The sequence below is a fragment of the Pedobacter sp. TM02 genome (assembly GCF_059705275.1).
Genome location: NZ_AP046530.1, coordinates 3358394 through 3375160, shown reverse-complemented (window position 1 = coordinate 3375160; position 16767 = coordinate 3358394). Strand labels below are relative to the sequence as shown.

The window sequence follows — 16767 nt, the reverse complement described above, 5'->3', positions numbered from 1 at the left end:
TTATTTGGAAATGTTCTAAATAATGTAGGGGCTGAAGGTGTAGGGCTGAAGTTGGAAAATCGAAGGCTGGGCCACTGCCATCTCGATGCCTGATGCGCCTTACTGGCGTATTTCTCCAAAGTCAATGACGAATGGTGCGGTTCTCAATAGAGTTACTGTCCATTATCGAACGTTTTTGTGCATTTATGAACAGTAGATTAAAGTGTTTATGGGTTAATCTATTGTAATTCAGTTTGTTGAACACGTGTTTTTGCTTTGGCATAAACTTGGCTCTGGGCTGTATGCTTCACAGCGTACCAAATTGGTAACCTTTATCGCTCAAATACTGGATAGTTTTGGGTAAAGCGTATTGTAAACGGTCAAAGGCTTTTAAACTGTCGTGAAAAACAATGATGGCCCCGTTTTTTGTATGGCGGATTACATTTTGATAGCATTTGTCCGGGCTTAGCGTCACATCGAAATCGCCACTCAGCACATCCCACATTACAATTTGCAATTGGCGGCTGGTGGTTTGAGATTCTCCAGCTGAAGACTGCGAACCAGAAACTGTAAACCGGGAACTCTTAGCCAAAGCTTGTATCTTGCCGATCTGGCTCTTTTTGATCCTGCCGTAAGGCGGCCTGAAAAGATAGGTCTGGGTAAGTTGCTGGCACTGCAGCCAATTGTCAATGTAGGTTTCGTCGTCGGTTTCCCAACCTTTTAAATGGTTAAAGGTATGGTTTCCTATGGCGTGGCCTTCGTTTTTAAGACGCTCAAAAATAGCGGGATGTTTTATAATATTGTCGCCAATACAAAAGAAAGTGGCCTTTATGCCGTAGCTTTTTAAAGTATTTAATACAAAGTCTGTAACATTGGGTATGGGTCCGTCGTCAAAGGTTAAATAAACAGTTTTTTCCGAGCGGGACTTGTTCCATGTTAAAGATGGGTAATACCATTTGAGTAGGAGTGGAGATTTAACCAGGTACATGTCCAAAAGTAAACATTTAGGCTGTACTTAAAAATTTACAAAATTCGATTAATTGTTTATTTATTATTGTGAAACAAATTTTTATGAAACAAGTTGCCAATTACAGCTCTTTAGCAAAGCTTACTTTTATTTTCTCCTTCGCCGCTATGCTTGGACTGGGCCAAAAAGCCGCTTCTCAAGAAGTGATTACGATTAAGCAGGCGGTAGAAAATACCCTAAAGAACAACCTTCAGGTTAAACAGTCGCAATTTACCGAGAGCTTATCCGACGTAACTTTAAAGCAATCTAAATTGGCATTATATCCAACTTTAAATGCTGGCGTTAATCAAAACATGGGTTGGGGACGTAACCAGGTGGCATCGGGTTTGTACCTGAATACCCAAAACTACAACTTGGGCGCAAGTGTAAGCACTGGCGTAGACCTGTTTAGCGGTTTTGCTAAGCTGAACCAAATCAAACAGAACAAATTGTTGCTGGATGCCGATAAAACCAATACCGAAAAAATAAAGAACGATTTGATTTTGCAGGTTATTACAGCCTACCTGCAGATTTTGTATAATAAAGATTTCCTAAAAACTGCCGAAGACCAACTCACGGTTGCCAAGCAACAGCTTAACCAGCAACAGCAATTGTTGGATGTAGGCAACAAAACCCTAGCCGATTTGTCGCAAGCCAAATCGCAGGTGGCAACGGCAGAGCTAAATGTAACCAGTGCACTCAATACCTTGTCTATTTCGTACCTGACCTTGGCACAGCTGATGGATATTCCTTCATCAACCAAATATGATGTACAGGCACCTGCCATCGAAAGCTTTACCCAGCCAGGTACCGATTTCGATGCGGAAGGCATTTACCAAAAAGCATTGAATAACTTTCCTGATGTTAAATTAGGTCAGCAAAGAACAGCGGCTGCCAAAATCGGCGTCGATGTAGCCAAAGGCAATTTATATCCGCGTTTATCACTCAGTGGCAGTTACGGCACAAGCTATTTCTACAACTACAATTCGACCTTGCCAAACGATACTTTTAAAGAACAGCTGAAAAACAACATTTCTAAAGGCGTAGGCTTAAACCTGTCTATTCCCATCTTTAATGGCCTGCAAGCCAAATACAGCGTAAAAAGAGCCCGTATCAACTTGATGCAGACCGAAACGCAGGAACAATTGACTAAAAATAACCTCAATAAGGTAATTTATCAGGCGGTTGCCGATTTAAAAGCTGCGCAAAGCCGTTACGAATCGACTACCAATGCTTTCCAGGCCCAAAAAGATGCCTATTATGTCATTGAGCAACGCTACAATGTAGGTTTGGTGAACTCGCTTGACTACAGCACCGCTTTAACCAATAAAAACAAAGCCGAAATAGATATGATCCAGGCTAAATACGACTTGTTGTTCAGGTCGAAGGTGATCGACTACTATTTGGGCAAACAGATTATATTTTAACCCGAAAACAAACATTACTTATCCATAATTATGAAACTTAAGCACATTTTAATTGGCGTCGGTATATTAATTGTACTCATTGCAGTAGCAAAAATGACCGGCCTTATTGGTGGAAAACAAATCGAAAAGGTAACCGTAGAGAAAGCAGGCGACAAAAAAGTTGTTGAAACCGTAACCGCTAGTGGCAAAATACAGCCCGAAGTAGAAGTTAAATTGAGCTCTGAAGTTTCTGGAGAGGTAACCGAACTTTTGGTAAAAGAAGGCGACGTCGTTAAAAAAGGCCAGTTGCTTTGTAAAGTAAGGCCAGACGTATTGCAATCTGGCTACGAGCGTGCCGTTGCTTCGTACAACTCCCAAAAAGCAGCCGTGGCCGCTTCTGAGCAGGCTTTGGCCCAAAACCAGGCTAATTTTGTCAATGCCGAAGCTACCTACAAACGTAACGTTGAGCTGTACAACAAAAAAGTAATCTCAGCCTCTGAGTTTGATGCGGCTAAAGCAGCCTACTTAAGCGCCAAAGCAAATTTGGCTAGTGCCAAAGAAAACGTAACTGGTGCCAAATTCGGTTTAGAGCAATCGGGCGCCAATGTAAAAGAGGCAGGTGCCAATTTGGCCAAAACAACCATTTATTCGCCGGTTGATGGGGTTGTGTCTAAACTTTCTATCGAGTTGGGCGACCGTATCTTGGGTACTTCGCAAATGGCAGGTACCGAAATCATGCGTATTTCAAACCTTAACACCATGGAAGTTAACGTTGATGTAAACGAAAACGACATCAATCGCGTTAACGTTGGCGATAGCGCCGTTGTTGAAGTGGATGCCTTTGCCGATAAAAAATTCAGGGGTATTGTAACCGAAATCGCCAGTTCGTCAACCAGTGTAGGTACCACAACTTCTTCATCGGTAGACCAGGTGACCAACTTTTCTGTTAAAGTGCGTTTGCTGCCCGATTCGTACAGCCAAGTAAAAGGCGGTGCCAAAGATTTGCCTTCGCCATTCAGACCAGGACTTTCGGCTACGGTTGATATCGAAAGCGAATCGGTAACCGGTTTGGCCGTTCCAATCCAAGCGGTATTTACTGCCGATAAAGATAAATCGGCAGATCCGATGACCAGTGGCAACGACCAGAACGCAGATAAGCAAAAAGCCAAGCTCAACGATAAAAAGGTAAAACAATATGTATACCTTTTTGATAGCAAAACCAGCACGGTTAAAAAGACCGAGGTTACAACGGGGATCCAAAACGATCAGTATATCATCGTCAAAACGGGCCTTAAAGCCAACCAGGAAATTGTTTCAGGTCCTTACTCGGCCATTCAAAACAAGTTGTCTGACGGATTGAAGGTAGAGAAAACCACTAAGGATAAGCTATTTAGCGCCGACGGAAAAAAGTAAGTTCCCAAACTCGCAATAATTAGGTATTTTTGAAAAAGATAAGGTTTAAAGTAAGTGCATGAGGCATTTACTTTAAGCCTTTTGTCTTTAGCACAGTTTTGCTTAAGTTCGTTAGATAACTTTTAATCGCTTATGATACCTAAAATTGCAATGATTGGTGGCGGAAGCTGGGCAACAGCTATCATTAAGATGCTGTCTGATAACTTCTCGGAAAAGGAAATTTTCTGGTGGATGCGCAATGAAGAAGCCATCGCCCATATCAAGGCGTTTAAACATAACCCCAACTACCTCAGTTCTGTCGAGATCAAGGTGCCGGCCAATAATATTTCGGCCGATATCCATGCCATTATCAAACAGGCAGACTACCTGGTGCTCAATGTGCCTGCAGCTTTTTTAAAGGAAAGCCTACAAGGCGTAAGTCCGGCCGATTTGAAAGGCAAGAAAATCGTATCGGCCATCAAGGGAATCGTACCCGATGAAAACCTCATCATCGGCGAATTTATGCACCAGAAGTTCGAAGTGCCGTTAAACGATATTTTAGTGATCAGTGGGCCTTGCCATGCCGAAGAGGTGGCGCTCGAAAAGCTATCGTACTTGACCATTGCCAGCACCGATGTGGCACAAGCCGATTATTTTGCCAAGCTGTTGGGTACCAGGTATATCAAAACCAATGTGTCTGACGATATTTTCGGAACAGAATATGCGGCGGTTTTGAAGAATATTTATGCGGTGGCCAGCGGCATTTGCCATGGCGTAGGTTATGGCGATAATTTTCAGGCCGTGCTCATCTCCAATGCCATTCGAGAAATCAAGGATTTTGTAGATGCCGTGCATCCCATTGACCGCGATATCAAAGAATCGGCCTATCTGGGCGATTTATTGGTAACGGCCTACTCGCAGTTTAGCCGCAACCGTACTTTTGGCAACATGATTGGCAAGGGCTATACCGTAAAATCGGCCCAACTCGAAATGAATATGGTGGCCGAGGGCTATTATGCATCGAGTTGCATGCACCACATCAACAAAAAATACAAGGTAGACATGCCTATTGCCAGGGCAGTATATGCGGTTTTGTACGAAAAGCACTCGCCAAATATCGAAATGCGCCTGCTTACCGAGAAACTGAACTAAAGTATGCCTTTTTTTAACACCGGATCAAGCCGTCTGTATTACCACGAGTATGGAAACGGTCAGGAAGTCTTGCTGGCCTTTCATGGTTTTGGCATGCGTGGCACCCAATTTAAGGTGCTTGAAGAAGCTTTCGGCCAAAAATATCGCATCATTAGTTTCGATCTGTTTTTTCATGGTCAAACGTGCCTTAACGATAATTCGGTTCATCAAATCCGAAAAGGGGTGAATGCCAAGGAATTTGCCTCCCATATCGATCAGTTTATCGATTCCGAATTTCCCCAGACTGAAAAAGTAGCTTTGTTATCTTATAGCCTCGGTACTAGGATGGCCCTTTGTTTAATCGACAACCTGCCACATCGGATTTCGGCTGCCTATCTGATAGCACCTGATGGCATAGAACCCAATAGGCTGTTGAGGCTTGGCGGGACCAATTTTATGGTGAACAGGATTTTTCACCAATTGGTGTACAGTCCCAAAATAGTTGCCTTTTGCTTAAGTCTGCTATTGAGGCTTAATTACGTTGACGAAGCCCTCCATCGGATATTGAAGGCAGAATTTGGCACAACCGAAACAAGGCTTACCTGTTACAATACCATTACCTATTACGCACAGCTCAAGTTTAGTCGCAAACGCATTGCCCAAGCAATCAATACGCACAACATCGATTGCCATTTTTATTTTGGCAAAAAAGACAAGCTTTTCCCGAGCAAAATTGGCGAACGGTTCAGTACTTTGCTTGCCGTTCCGAACATTCATGTTTTTGATGACGGACATGAATTGGTAAACGCAGAAATGAACAAGTATTTGGCTAAACAGCTTAATGATTAATGATAAACCCATCCGATTGGTTCATGAGCTGATGGTAGAAAAGTGCTTGCTGTCTAAGTTTTCGAAAATCATTTTTCTGGATGCGCCCATCAAAACCGAAGTGGCCACCTTGTTGGTGATGAACCACTTCAGCTTTAATGATGGCCCAATGATGCACTTTCTTTGCCGAAGAGTACTGAAAAGAGTTTAACATTCAGGTGATTTGGGCAGTGGTGCTCCTCGAGTTTTGGCAGATTTTAAGCCTAAAGCCAATGTTTACCTCATAGATTATACAGGACAGCAGGATTCTGCTGTCCTGGAAGAAGCCTACAATGATTTTTATCAATCGAGCAGGCAAACTCAGCGTAAGCAATATGATCAGCCACCGCACACCTGCGAAGCCACTAAATTTAGTAAACATATCGCAAAGACGGAGCCTAGCTTATTGCTTAAGCACGGTAGGGATAAACTGCCCGATAGTGTGGTTGGCGGTAAACGTAAGACCTAGCAATTTGGCCATGGTTTGCGCAATTTGATCTTGGTAAATTTGTCCATCGCTTTTCATTTCTCCGCCAGCTGGTGTATCTGTACCAATTACGGCAAGCCAGGTTTCGTTAGAGCCAGGTGCCGAGGTGCCATGCGATACCCATTTGCCATTGGTGCCACGGCCGTGGTCTGGGCAGATTACAAAAGTGGTATTGTCTCTGTAGAAAGGATCGGCCTGCATGGCTTTCCATAAATTGCCAATCATGGCATCAATGTAATTGGCGCAATCGAGGTAAAAATCATATTGCCCGGCGTGTCCAAAATCGTCTGGGTCTGCAAAATCGATATACACCATTTTCGGGTGGTTGGCGGCAATATAAGTTTTGGCAATGGCATAGGTATTGGCATCCCAACGTACTTCCTTTCCAAAATAAGTTGGCAGGTAATCCTGCAGTTCGTTGGCTAGCTGTTGGGCTTCGGTAAGTTTGGTTCCGCTTACTTTTTCGTAGGGATTGATCAAGGGCATCTTGTTCCGGTCGCGGTTAACGATTTGGGCCACCGGTGCCCAGCCAGCAAAAGTAACCACTTTGCCTTGGTAGCCTTTTTGCTGGTTTACAAACTCCAAAATGTTCTCATTAGGATTATTCGGATAGCTGTTGCTGTTTACTTTCGGATCGGCATAACCGGTTATGGTTTCGCTGCGACCGGGATAGCTGAACCAATAAGGATTCCTTACGTTTACCTTGTTGCCCAAGGCGCGGTTGCCATAAAGTTGACCTTGTTTGGCTAAGGTGCCCCAAAAAAACGGCATCAGTAAATTTCTTCTTTCGGCAGCAGTATTGGCCCAATATTTTTTGAAAACAGCGCTTGAATCTTGTTGACGATACTTTTTCAGCTGCATGAGCGAAGAATCTGCACCGTTGAACAATTCCTGCCAGCGATAGCCATCAACAGAAATGAAGACAATGTTTTTTGTTTTGGTAGTTTGGGCAAATGCGCCGAGTGCCATACAGGCGAATAGCAAGGTTAATTTCAGTTTCATATGTGTAAATGTTTTGTTTAGTAAAATTAAACTTTTATTATAAATTTTAAATTAATTTTTAGGTTCAGGGAGGTTAAGTCGCCTGATTTTCAAAACAAAGCCGCCCTTGTCTTGTTTCTAGTTAAAATAACGTATCATGAAAAGAAAGTATTTAATTGGCCTAGCAGCCATGGCAATGATTGCTTCGGTTACTTTTACCGCCGTAGCGCAAGAAAAGCAGGAAAAGAAAACCAAAGTAGGCAAAGCGTTGAGTAAAACCGGTAATGCCGTTGAGAAAGGCGCAAAAAGTGTAGGCAACAAAACGGCCGAGGTAGCGGTTAAAGGCGCTTCTAAGGTGGCTGACGAGACTTACAAAGGCAAAATGGCACCCGATGGTTCTAACGTTTACATCGATGGGAAGAACAAGAAATATTATGTAAACAAAAAGGGTGCAAAGGTTTACTTAAAGGCTAGCCAAATTAAAGACAGGCCAAAAGAAAATTAAGCATAAAAAAACCCGGTCAACTGAATGATCGGGTTTTTGTTTTTTATGGACTTGGGTTTACGATCTGCGTTTGCTTCCGCCTCTATCGCCACGGCTATCGCGACGATCGCCACGGTTTGCACCGTAACCACCCCTGTCTTCACGGCTGCGGCCAGAGAAATCCCTAAAGCCACCGCCACCATTGGAGCTTCCGCCTTCGCGACGGCCTGAACCGCCTCTTCTGTCGCCACCACCATAGCCACCACGATCGCGACGGCCACTGCCACCGCCAAAGCTGCGTTTTTCGCTACGGGCTTCTTCCGAAGTTTTTTCCAACCTTACTTCACGGCCATTGTATTGAACATCTTTAAAGTTGTTGAACAATGACTCAACCGAATCGTTTTCTACCTCAATAAAAGAGAAAACACCTTTCAAGTCGATTTTGCCAACTGCTTTGCCACTGATTTTGCCATTGTTACATACAAAACCCAACAAATCGCCCCTGGTAAAATCGTCAACCGAACCTACGTTGATGAACAAACGGGTGTAATCGCTGTTGCCGAAGTTTCTTGGGCCACGATCGCCTCTGTCGCCACGCTCTTCGGTACTTGCGTTCAAGTCTGGCGCGTTTTTGTAGTATTCTAAGAAACGGTTAAATTCTAGCGATGCAAAACGTTTGATCACTTCTTCTTTGCTCAATTCGGCAAATTCGTCCATGATGCGTGGAATGTACTGGTCGATCTGGTCGGTGTTTACTTCTACGTTGTGCACCTTGTGTACCAAGGCAAACAATTGTTTTTCGCATACGTCGAAACCTGTTGGCAATTCGGCTTTGGTAAACTGCTTGCCAATGATTCTTTCGATCTGACGGATTTTGCCAATCTCTTTCGAGTTGACGATACAGATAGAAACACCGGTTTTGCCTGCACGACCGGTACGGCCGCTGCGGTGGGTGTAGCTTTCAATTTCGTCAGGTAAGGCGTAGTTGATTACGTGGGTAACGTTGTTGACGTCGATACCACGAGCGGCTACATCTGTAGCAATCAACAATTGCATGTGTCTTTCGCGGAAACGCTGCATCACCTTGTCGCGTTGTTGCTGCGAAAGGTCGCCATGCAAAGAATCAGCGTTATAGCCATCTTTGATCAAGTGATCTGCCACTTCCTGCGTATCCATTTTGGTTTTGCAGAAAACCACGGCGAAAATTTCCGGGTTAAAATCTACAATGCGCTTCAAGGCGGCATATTTGTCTCTGGCACGCACCACATAATATTCGTGGTCGATGTTAACGTTGCCAGTATTTTTGGTGCCCATGGTCAATTCTACAGGGTTTTCCATATAGTTTTTGGCTATACGGCGAACTTCTGCAGGCATGGTAGCAGAAAATAACCATGTTTTTTTGTCGTCTGGAGTAGTAGACAAGATATCGTTGATGTCTTCTTGGAAGCCCATGTTCAACATTTCGTCGGCTTCATCTAATACTACATATTTCACGTTAGAGAAATCGATGGCTTTACGGCCAATGATGTCTAACATACGGCCGGGCGTGGCCACTACGATTTGTACGCCATTGCGTATCTCGCGTAGTTGTTGCATAATGTTCGCGCCACCGTAAACGGCAACTACGTGTGCATTAGGCGTGTTTTTTGAGAAATTCTTGATGTCGTTTGCAATCTGCAGACAAAGCTCACGGGTAGGGCACAAAATGAGTGCCTGTGGCTTATTGCTCTTAAAGTCTATCAATTCTAACAGCGGCAATCCGAATGCGGCTGTTTTTCCTGTTCCTGTTTGGGCCAAACCAACAAAGTCGTTACTACCTTCTAACAGTACAGGAATGGATTGCTCCTGAATAGGCGTAGGATTTTCGAAACCTAGCTCTTTTACGGCATTAACAACGTCATCACTTATCCCCAATTTACTAAATGGGTTTATCATTATAACATTTTTTAATTAAGCGGCAAAGGTACGGTTAATATTTCGTATTTCACAGATTTTCAGGGAAATAGTTTTTGAAAGTGCCCCTGTGGCAAATGGGTTGACTTTGAGTAGGTTAGTAGATGCTATTAACTGATCCAGTTGCAGTAGGTTTTACGGGTTTTCATTCGTTGCCTTCTTTTTTTATAAACCCAGTCGGCCGGCACCGCATAGCCAGCCACAACTGTTGGCAAGAGAAAAAAGACTATTGATGTTTACCAAACAGCCATTGGGGTATTTGCGCCGATAAGAGGAAGGGGATATGGATGTTGTTATGGTCAAGTTCAGTAAAGGTGATGAATGTTGCTTTTTGGTTGCCTTTGAGTTTGTTAAACAGTTCAACACTTCCCTGATAAGGGTTTTCGTTGTCTTTTTGGCCGTGAATCAATAAGATGTCTTTACGGCTCATGGCCTTAAGGTTAGAAAAATCGGGCACAGCCGCGATTGAAACCAGGGCCGCAAACTTTTCAGGAGCCAAACTCAGCAGGTTTTGCGCAGTTGAAGCACCCATCGAATAGCCAACCAAATAGATCCTGCTTTGATCAATCGTGCCGAACTCCCGCTCAAGTTGCTTCAGGAGGTTCAAGACGAGTCTGATATCGTCAGAAGGTTTGGACTCTAAAACGCCACCTTGATTTGGAACGTAGCTTGATGAGCGCGCATTGAACTGTGGCGCTAAAACAAAGCATGGATATTTTTCCTGAATCTCATCCCTAAGCCAAATCCTCGCCAATGGCTCTAGCTGCTTTTCATTGTCGTTGCCAATTCGTGTAGAGTTATGGAAAGAGATGACCAAAGGATATTTCTTGTTTTTGTTGTAATTTTTAGGCAAAAGCAATCGATAGGGCAGTGCCTTCGCCTTTTGTTGATCAACTCGCTTCTGAAATTGACCGGTTGGAAGTTGGTTCAATATGGCTTTGGCCTGTGCGGCGGTTAGGCTATCGATTTTTACAGCATTGAAGGTTTGGGTCTGCGCAAACGAAAAACGGACAGCGAACGATAGGCATAAAAACGGGATAACAACAACAAATTTGTATGGCATATTGAAGAGATGCATGGCTAAGTTTAAAAGATACAGGGTTATGGAGCGAAAAGATTTATTGCGGAAACTGCGATGCAGAAACCTTGGGTATAACTATCAGGAAATCATATCCTTTTATTATTCGGGCCAATTTGGTGCTGGCGATGCCCAGTTTGCCATTTTCGAGCGCTTCTTGCAAAGGATGCATATCAAAACAATGCCATTGCTCGCCCTCGGTTGCTTTAAAAAAGGGCTGAAGCAGTTTAAGGGTGCCACTGTTTTCGTCTATAGCCTCGGCCGGAAAGCCTTTGAAAGGAGACGCCTGCGTGCCGCTTTTGCCAATAATCATGAGGTGCAGCGACTTGCCGAATTGGCTGTCGGCAATGTTGTTAACCAAGTTGCCCGTATCGAATATTTCGAGCAAACTTTCGCCTTTGGCTACATGGTTGGCACCATACTTGAAAAGATTTTTTTTATTGTACCATTTGCCGTAAGTGGCCATCAGTTGGTTCTTCATCAATTGAACCCGTAAATGGTGACTGCCCGATTTATAGATTTTTGCCGTGAGTTTGAGCATTTCTATCATTTGCTTTTCTTGCTTGCTTAATGGCAAGGAAGTGAGCTCGTTCATGTTTTTGTCGAAATCGGGCATATACAAATAAAAAGGCTTGCTTTGGTCTTTTAAAAAGGCATCGAAATGATTTTTTGAATTGATCTCGATGGTGCGATAAATTTCTTTAGCCCTTTTATTTGAAGTGGTTTTTTTCAATTCGCTGCAAACCAATCGGTCTCCAACCAACAAAATCTGATCGGTGCCATTCAGCTGTACGCCTTGCTTAACCAGCTTTTGCAATAAGGCCAACTCGGGTTCAAATGCATAAAAAGAAAAGGTATTGCCATAGTCGGCCACGTAGCTTTTAAATGCCGGAGCAGCAAGGGTCTTGATTTTTTGTTGCAGAATTTTAGCCGAATAGGGATCTATTTCGCCAAAGAAATTATCGAATTTGACCTGCGAAACCAATGCCGAAGTAAAATAGGGGATTTCATTGGTAAAGTGGTCTTCGCCAATAAGTACGGCAGCGCTTTTTTGTGCGGCGTCCAGTATTTTATTCCAGCCTTCGCCGTTAAAGCTGGTCTGCTTCGGCCCAAAAGTATAGCTGTTCTTTTTGGCCATGGCCGTAATGAGGCTATCCTGTGCCATTAATGGTCCAAAGGCCAAGAAAAGTGCCAGCAACACGATAAATCTTGATTTCATGGAAAAGGTTTTGAAGGTTATTGTTGGGCCAGCCACTCCTCATAGGAAACAACGCCCAATTCGGGCTTGGGCTCGCCTTCCAAGATCGCAATAAATTCTAACGAATTGCCATCGGGGTCGTTAAAATAAATGGCTATAGCTGGCATCCAGGCAAAAACCATGGGTTCGTCGCTGCCGTTTTTTAGAAAGTTGTAGGGTTTCAGGTTCCTGTCTTTCAGGAACTGGACTGAATGTTGCAGGATGTCGTCTGGCGTGCACCTGAAGGCGAAATGCCTTTTGGCTACTTGTCCTACAGGTTTTTCCCAGATGCCCAACATGGCACTTTGGGCTTCGCCAATCCAGAAAAAGGCAATCCGGCGCGCCTCTTCGTAATGGCATTGGGTTAAGCCTAGTGTGTTTTTATAGAAATCGATAGACCGCTCCAGGTTTTCGACCTCGATATGGGTTTCGTAAAGTCCTTTGATCATGGGTCAAATCTATCGCAAACGATCGGCAGACTTGATCAGTTTTTCGTCATTATTGATGCCGCGGATGGCCAACAGGATAAAGAAAATGGCAATGACTGGCAAAAATAGTCCAACGTTATAATTGGCATTTTCCAATCCGCCAGGTATTTTTTTTGCATATTGGCTGCACCAAAAAGAAAGGCCGATAATCAGTACGATGGTAACGAGGGCAATTCTCTTTTGCAAGGCTCTTTTGCGGAAATTGAAGATGTTGAAAAGGGCCAGTAGCGCGATGGCAATGGTGCTGATCAGCACAGGCAACGAGGCCTCTATCTGTTTGCTTTGTTCGCCTACCTTTTCGTAAATTCCCTGTGCGGTTAAAAGGTATTGTACGCTGCCAATGGAAGTGTTGACAATAGGAACAAAAATTAAGCAACTGATCGTTACGCAGGCCAGCAACAGCCAAATAGATTGTATTCTTTGTATCATATAATTCCAGATAATTTTAACAAACTTAGCTAAAAAATGCATTTAAAAGCAATAAATACAGACGCTCTTTAGCGGAAAAAAGATTTTGTGAAAATAGCCATGGCAAATGCAGGCTGCGCAAGGGATTAATGCGCAGAAAAAAGTATTTTTGCAGCAAGTGAACAAGAAAAGGTACTTTATCGAATTGAGCTACGATGGCACCAACTATCATGGCTGGCAAACGCAACCGAACGGAATTACGGTTCAGGAATGTTTGGATAAGGCATTGGGCATTTTCTTTAGGCAGGAAGTAGCTAGCCTGGGTTGCGGGCGTACCGATGCAGGTGTACATGCCACGCAGTTTTTTGCGCATTTTGATGTGGTCGAGCTGCCCGAAGTAACGGTGCTGAATGCCGTTGGCGGAATCAACTCGCTTTTGCCTTACAGCATTGCGGTGAAACGGATTTTTGCAGTTGATGAGGATGCCCACGCACGTTTTGATGCCACTTCGCGTTCCTATAAATACCATCTTCATTTTGAGAAAGACCCCTTTAAAATAGATCGTTCTTGGCTGTATAAAGGCTCGCTCAACGTGGATGCGATGAACCAGGCCGCGCAGTTGTTGTTGGGTTTTACGGATTTTTCTTGTTTCAGCAAGTCGAAAACCCAAACCTTTACCAATAATTGCAAAATTACCGAAGCCAGGTTTGAAGAAAAGGCAGACGGTTTGGTCTTCCACATCAGTGCTGATCGTTTTTTAAGAAACATGGTGAGGGCTATTGTCGGTACCTTGGTGCTGGTGGGCAAAGGCGATTTGGCTCCTCAGGGCGTAGCCGATATTGTGGCCAGCAAAAATCGCAGTAAAGCCGGACAGTCGGTGCCTGCTTGTGGACTGTATTTGGTTAAGGTCGAGTATCCATTTGTGAATTAGAGAATGATAGAATTAGAGAATGATAGAATGTGTTATGAATTAAAAACATTCATTTGTAATGGAAAGCATTCACTCATTAAGACATTCAATCATCCAAAATTAAAATAACTATGTCTAAAATAACTGGAGATGCCATTAATGTGAACCTGCTCAAACGTGTTTTTGAGTATGTAAAGCCTTATCGTGCGGTTTTCCGGTGGTCGGTAGTGCTTACTTTGCTCTTGGCCGTTATTACGCCGGTTAGGCCTTACCTGATTGGTTATACTTTAGACCAGTTTATTTTAAAAGGCAATTACCAAGGCCTGGTCAGCATGACGATCTTGATGATTGCCCTGTTGGTGCTCCAAACCCTTGTGCAGTATAGCCAAACCCTGTCAACCAATACGCTGGGCCAATCGGCTATCAGAGATCTGCGTATCAATGTATTCAACCACATCAGCAAACTCAGGCTCAAGTATTTCGACCAAACGCCTATTGGGCAACTGATTACACGTACCGTTTCCGATTTGGAAACTATTGCTGATATCTTTTCAGAAGGCTTGATTGCCATGGTTGGCGATTTGTTGCAGGTGGTGGTTATTGTCGGCTGGATGCTCAGTATGGATTGGGAGCTCACCCTGGTGGTGCTGCTGCCTATACCTTTTCTTATTATCGCAACCCGTATTTTTCAAAAGGCCATTAAAGTGGCTTTTCAGGAAATCAGAACCGAGGTGTCTAACCTCAATACGTATTTGCAGGAACACATCAGCGGGATTTCCATTATCCAATATTTTGCCCGGGAAGAGCAGGAGTACAAGAAATTTAAAAAAATCAATTCGCGCTACCGAGATGCCAATATCCGTTCTAACTGGTATTATTCTATCTTTTTTCCAGTGGTAGAGCTTATTTCTGCACTTTCGTTGGGCTTGTTGATCTGGTATGGTGCTAAAATGATTTTAGATAAGCCATTAAGTGTAAAGCCCGGAACCATTACCACCTTCATCATGTTCATCAACATGCTGTTTAGGCCCATCAGGGAGCTTGCCGATAAGTTCAATACCCTGCAAATGGGCATGGTAGGGGCCGAACGCGTTTTTAAAGTGCTCGATACCGATGAGACCACCGAAAACAAAGGCACCTATGCGCCAGCCAAAATGGAGGGAGAAATCAGTTTTGAACAGGTGTGGTTCAGCTATAATCAAGACGGCGAAGTGCCCGAAGATGGCTATGTGCTTAAAAATATTTCGTTCGAGGTAAAGCCGGGGCAAACCGTTGCCTTAGTAGGAGCTACGGGGGCGGGCAAGTCTTCTACCATCAATATTCTTAACCGTTTTTACGAAATACAGCAAGGTACCATCAAGGTTGATGGCGTAAACATCAAAGATTATGAATTGGGTTACCTGCGTAGCCATATTGCTACGGTATTACAGGATGTATTTCTGTTTTCGGACACGATTTTTAATAACGTTACCCTTAATAATCCCGCGATTACTATTGATGAAGTAGTGGCGGCGGCCAAAAAAGTGGGCGCGCACGACTTTATCGAACGTTTGCCGGGAGGCTACCATTACAATGTGATGGAACGCGGCGCTACGCTTTCGGCCGGACAGGCCCAGCTGCTTTCGTTTATCCGCGCCCTGGTTTACAAGCCTGCCATACTTGTGCTCGACGAAGCTACCTCATCGGTTGATACCGAAACCGAAATGCTGATTCAAAATGCCATCGACAAATTGATGCATGGCCGGACTTCCATCGTGATTGCGCATCGCTTGTCGACCATCCAAAAGGCCGACCTGATTATTGTGCTCGACAAAGGCGAAATCAAGGAAAAAGGTACCCATCAGCAGCTGCTTAAAATAGACGGCTACTACAAGCGTTTGTACGAATTGCAGTTTTCTTCGGCCGGAATTGCCAAAGAAGAATAGCAGTTAACTATATATAGGCTTATTTTTCGTTTAAAGGTACCATGCAGACATAGATACTCGCTTCTACCCTTATACAATCGCCACATTCATCTACGCACCTGATTTCTGGATTTGAAGTAAACGGAGGGCAAATTTCGCCACAACGTGGATTGTTGGGCCCAACGCCACCTACAATGTTTTTCATTTCGTTCCTTGAAAGGACTGTAGCTCCGCTATAGTCAAATTTCATCTTGTTGGTTTTGTTCATCATGCTGTTTTGAGGTTAATTCTAGGATGCTTGAAAAGTCATGGCGAGGTAGCCTATAAGGCTGTCGCAATAAAATTTCTCCTTAAGATACGCGAAACTTCGGATTTCAAAGAAGGTTCGCGTTTTTTTACTAAGAAAACAGATGTCTTATCGATTGAAAGACAATTAAATAGGGATATTGGGAACTTACCTGAAATACTGGTCTTCGATTATGGTTGTGGTGGTGCTCGATCCGTTTTTAACAATGGTTTCGGTGGCAATGCCCAGGCTTTTGTAGCGTACAAAGCTTAGTTTTTTTGGAGAGCCGGTGCCGAAGGTAATGTGCATTCCTTGGGCATCGATACTATAGGTCGTGCTGTCTATGGCTACGCCAGCCCTGCGGGTAATCACCTTGCCATCGGTTCTGAAAACGAGCGTATCAACCGGGTTGTAAATGTTGGTGGTATCTGGCCACATCCGGATATTGTCTACAGCTACGTTCTTGATAGTATACCTTAAAGGCCATCTGCCCAAAATCTGCTTTTGCACCAGGGGTTGCGGCTCAACAACCTCTTTTTTACAGGAGTAAACACACAGTAAGGTGGCGATAAAAAAAAGGGAAAGGCAAAAATTTTTCATTTTGATGGCATTCTTATGGGTAAAGATAGGCATTAATCCAGTAAAACAGGATTATAGCGCTTATAACGTATAAATTGTCTTTATTTATCTAATGCCGATGCTTTTTTTTCCATTTGCTAAAAAATAGCCGTCTCGCCAGAAAATAGTTTTATATTTCAACCTTAATTTCT

The 16767-nt window shown here is 43.7% G+C and carries 17 protein-coding genes; 8 read left to right on the top strand and 9 right to left on the bottom strand.

Annotation, left to right across the window (positions count from 1 at the left end; genetic code table 11):
• Positions 1-286: 286 nt before the first annotated feature.
• Positions 287-967 carry a polysaccharide deacetylase family protein gene (locus tag AC6H1S_RS14450; protein ID WP_497564052.1) on the bottom strand — a complete coding sequence of 227 codons (681 nt, stop codon included), beginning with the start codon at positions 965-967 and terminating at the stop codon, positions 287-289.
• 83 nt (positions 968-1050) lie between these two features.
• Between AC6H1S_RS14450 and AC6H1S_RS14445 the strand changes: the two genes are divergently transcribed.
• From AC6H1S_RS14445 to AC6H1S_RS14425, 5 genes are all read left to right on the top strand, one after another.
• The gene (locus AC6H1S_RS14445; RefSeq protein WP_199138249.1) at positions 1051-2412 is read left to right on the top strand and encodes a TolC family protein; all 1362 of its coding nucleotides are present in this window, start codon (positions 1051-1053) and stop codon (positions 2410-2412) included.
• Between the two features lie 30 nt (positions 2413-2442).
• Positions 2443-3804 (top strand): efflux RND transporter periplasmic adaptor subunit, encoded by a 1362-nt coding sequence (locus AC6H1S_RS14440; RefSeq protein ID WP_497564051.1) that lies wholly within the window; start codon positions 2443-2445, stop codon positions 3802-3804.
• Positions 3805-3936: 132 nt separating this feature from the next.
• Positions 3937-4935 carry an NAD(P)H-dependent glycerol-3-phosphate dehydrogenase gene (locus AC6H1S_RS14435; protein WP_497564050.1) on the top strand — a complete coding sequence of 333 codons (999 nt, stop codon included), beginning with the start codon at positions 3937-3939 and terminating at the stop codon, positions 4933-4935.
• Positions 4936-4938: 3 nt separating this feature from the next.
• A complete protein-coding gene (locus tag AC6H1S_RS14430; protein WP_497564049.1) occupies positions 4939-5763 on the top strand; it encodes an alpha/beta fold hydrolase in 825 nt (274 codons plus the stop codon).
• Positions 5756-5953, top strand: coding sequence for a hypothetical protein (locus tag AC6H1S_RS14425; RefSeq protein ID WP_497564048.1), 198 nt, complete (start codon positions 5756-5758; stop codon positions 5951-5953). The genes AC6H1S_RS14430 and AC6H1S_RS14425 overlap by 8 nt, the downstream gene beginning before the upstream one ends.
• A 231-nt stretch (positions 5954-6184) precedes the next feature.
• On the opposite strand, the gene AC6H1S_RS14420 is transcribed toward AC6H1S_RS14425, so the two are convergent.
• Positions 6185-7270 (bottom strand): alkaline phosphatase family protein, encoded by a 1086-nt coding sequence (locus tag AC6H1S_RS14420; protein WP_497564047.1) that lies wholly within the window; start codon positions 7268-7270, stop codon positions 6185-6187.
• 136 nt (positions 7271-7406) lie between these two features.
• Between AC6H1S_RS14420 and AC6H1S_RS14415 the strand changes: the two genes are divergently transcribed.
• Positions 7407-7754 carry a hypothetical protein gene (locus AC6H1S_RS14415; RefSeq protein WP_199139245.1) on the top strand — a complete coding sequence of 116 codons (348 nt, stop codon included), beginning with the start codon at positions 7407-7409 and terminating at the stop codon, positions 7752-7754.
• Positions 7755-7811: 57 nt separating this feature from the next.
• Here AC6H1S_RS14415 and AC6H1S_RS14410 read toward each other — a convergent pair whose 3' ends face one another.
• The 5 genes from AC6H1S_RS14410 to AC6H1S_RS14390 all read right to left on the bottom strand — a co-directional run bounded on the left by AC6H1S_RS14410 (position 7812) and on the right by AC6H1S_RS14390 (position 12918).
• Positions 7812-9668, bottom strand: coding sequence for a DEAD/DEAH box helicase (locus AC6H1S_RS14410; protein WP_497564046.1), 1857 nt, complete (start codon positions 9666-9668; stop codon positions 7812-7814).
• Positions 9669-9912: 244 nt separating this feature from the next.
• On the bottom strand, positions 9913-10764 hold the full coding sequence (locus AC6H1S_RS14405; RefSeq protein ID WP_497564045.1) for a carboxylesterase family protein: 852 nt from the start codon (positions 10762-10764) through the stop codon (positions 9913-9915).
• Between the two features lie 40 nt (positions 10765-10804).
• The gene (locus tag AC6H1S_RS14400; RefSeq protein ID WP_497564044.1) at positions 10805-11983 is read right to left on the bottom strand and encodes a hypothetical protein; all 1179 of its coding nucleotides are present in this window, start codon (positions 11981-11983) and stop codon (positions 10805-10807) included.
• Positions 11984-12000: 17 nt separating this feature from the next.
• Entirely contained in the window at positions 12001-12450 is a 450-nt protein-coding gene (locus AC6H1S_RS14395; RefSeq protein WP_497564043.1) for a VOC family protein, read from the bottom strand.
• 9 nt (positions 12451-12459) lie between these two features.
• Entirely contained in the window at positions 12460-12918 is a 459-nt protein-coding gene (locus AC6H1S_RS14390) for a DUF4293 domain-containing protein (RefSeq protein ID WP_497564042.1), read from the bottom strand.
• Between the two features lie 106 nt (positions 12919-13024).
• On the opposite strand from AC6H1S_RS14390, the gene truA reads away from it, so the two are divergent.
• Positions 13025-13828: a tRNA pseudouridine(38-40) synthase TruA gene (gene truA / locus AC6H1S_RS14385; RefSeq protein WP_497564041.1), complete on the top strand. Its 804-nt coding sequence runs from the start codon at positions 13025-13027 to the stop codon at positions 13826-13828.
• Between the two features lie 110 nt (positions 13829-13938).
• Positions 13939-15732 (top strand): ABC transporter ATP-binding protein, encoded by a 1794-nt coding sequence (locus tag AC6H1S_RS14380; protein ID WP_497564040.1) that lies wholly within the window; start codon positions 13939-13941, stop codon positions 15730-15732.
• Positions 15733-15751: 19 nt separating this feature from the next.
• Here the strand turns inward: AC6H1S_RS14380 and AC6H1S_RS14375 are convergent, their stop codons facing one another.
• On the bottom strand, positions 15752-15982 hold the full coding sequence (locus AC6H1S_RS14375; RefSeq protein ID WP_497564039.1) for a hypothetical protein: 231 nt from the start codon (positions 15980-15982) through the stop codon (positions 15752-15754).
• Between the two features lie 183 nt (positions 15983-16165).
• Positions 16166-16597, bottom strand: a complete 432-nt coding sequence (locus AC6H1S_RS14370; protein WP_497564038.1) for a hypothetical protein — start codon at positions 16595-16597, stop codon at positions 16166-16168.
• Positions 16598-16767: the final 170 nt, after the last annotated feature.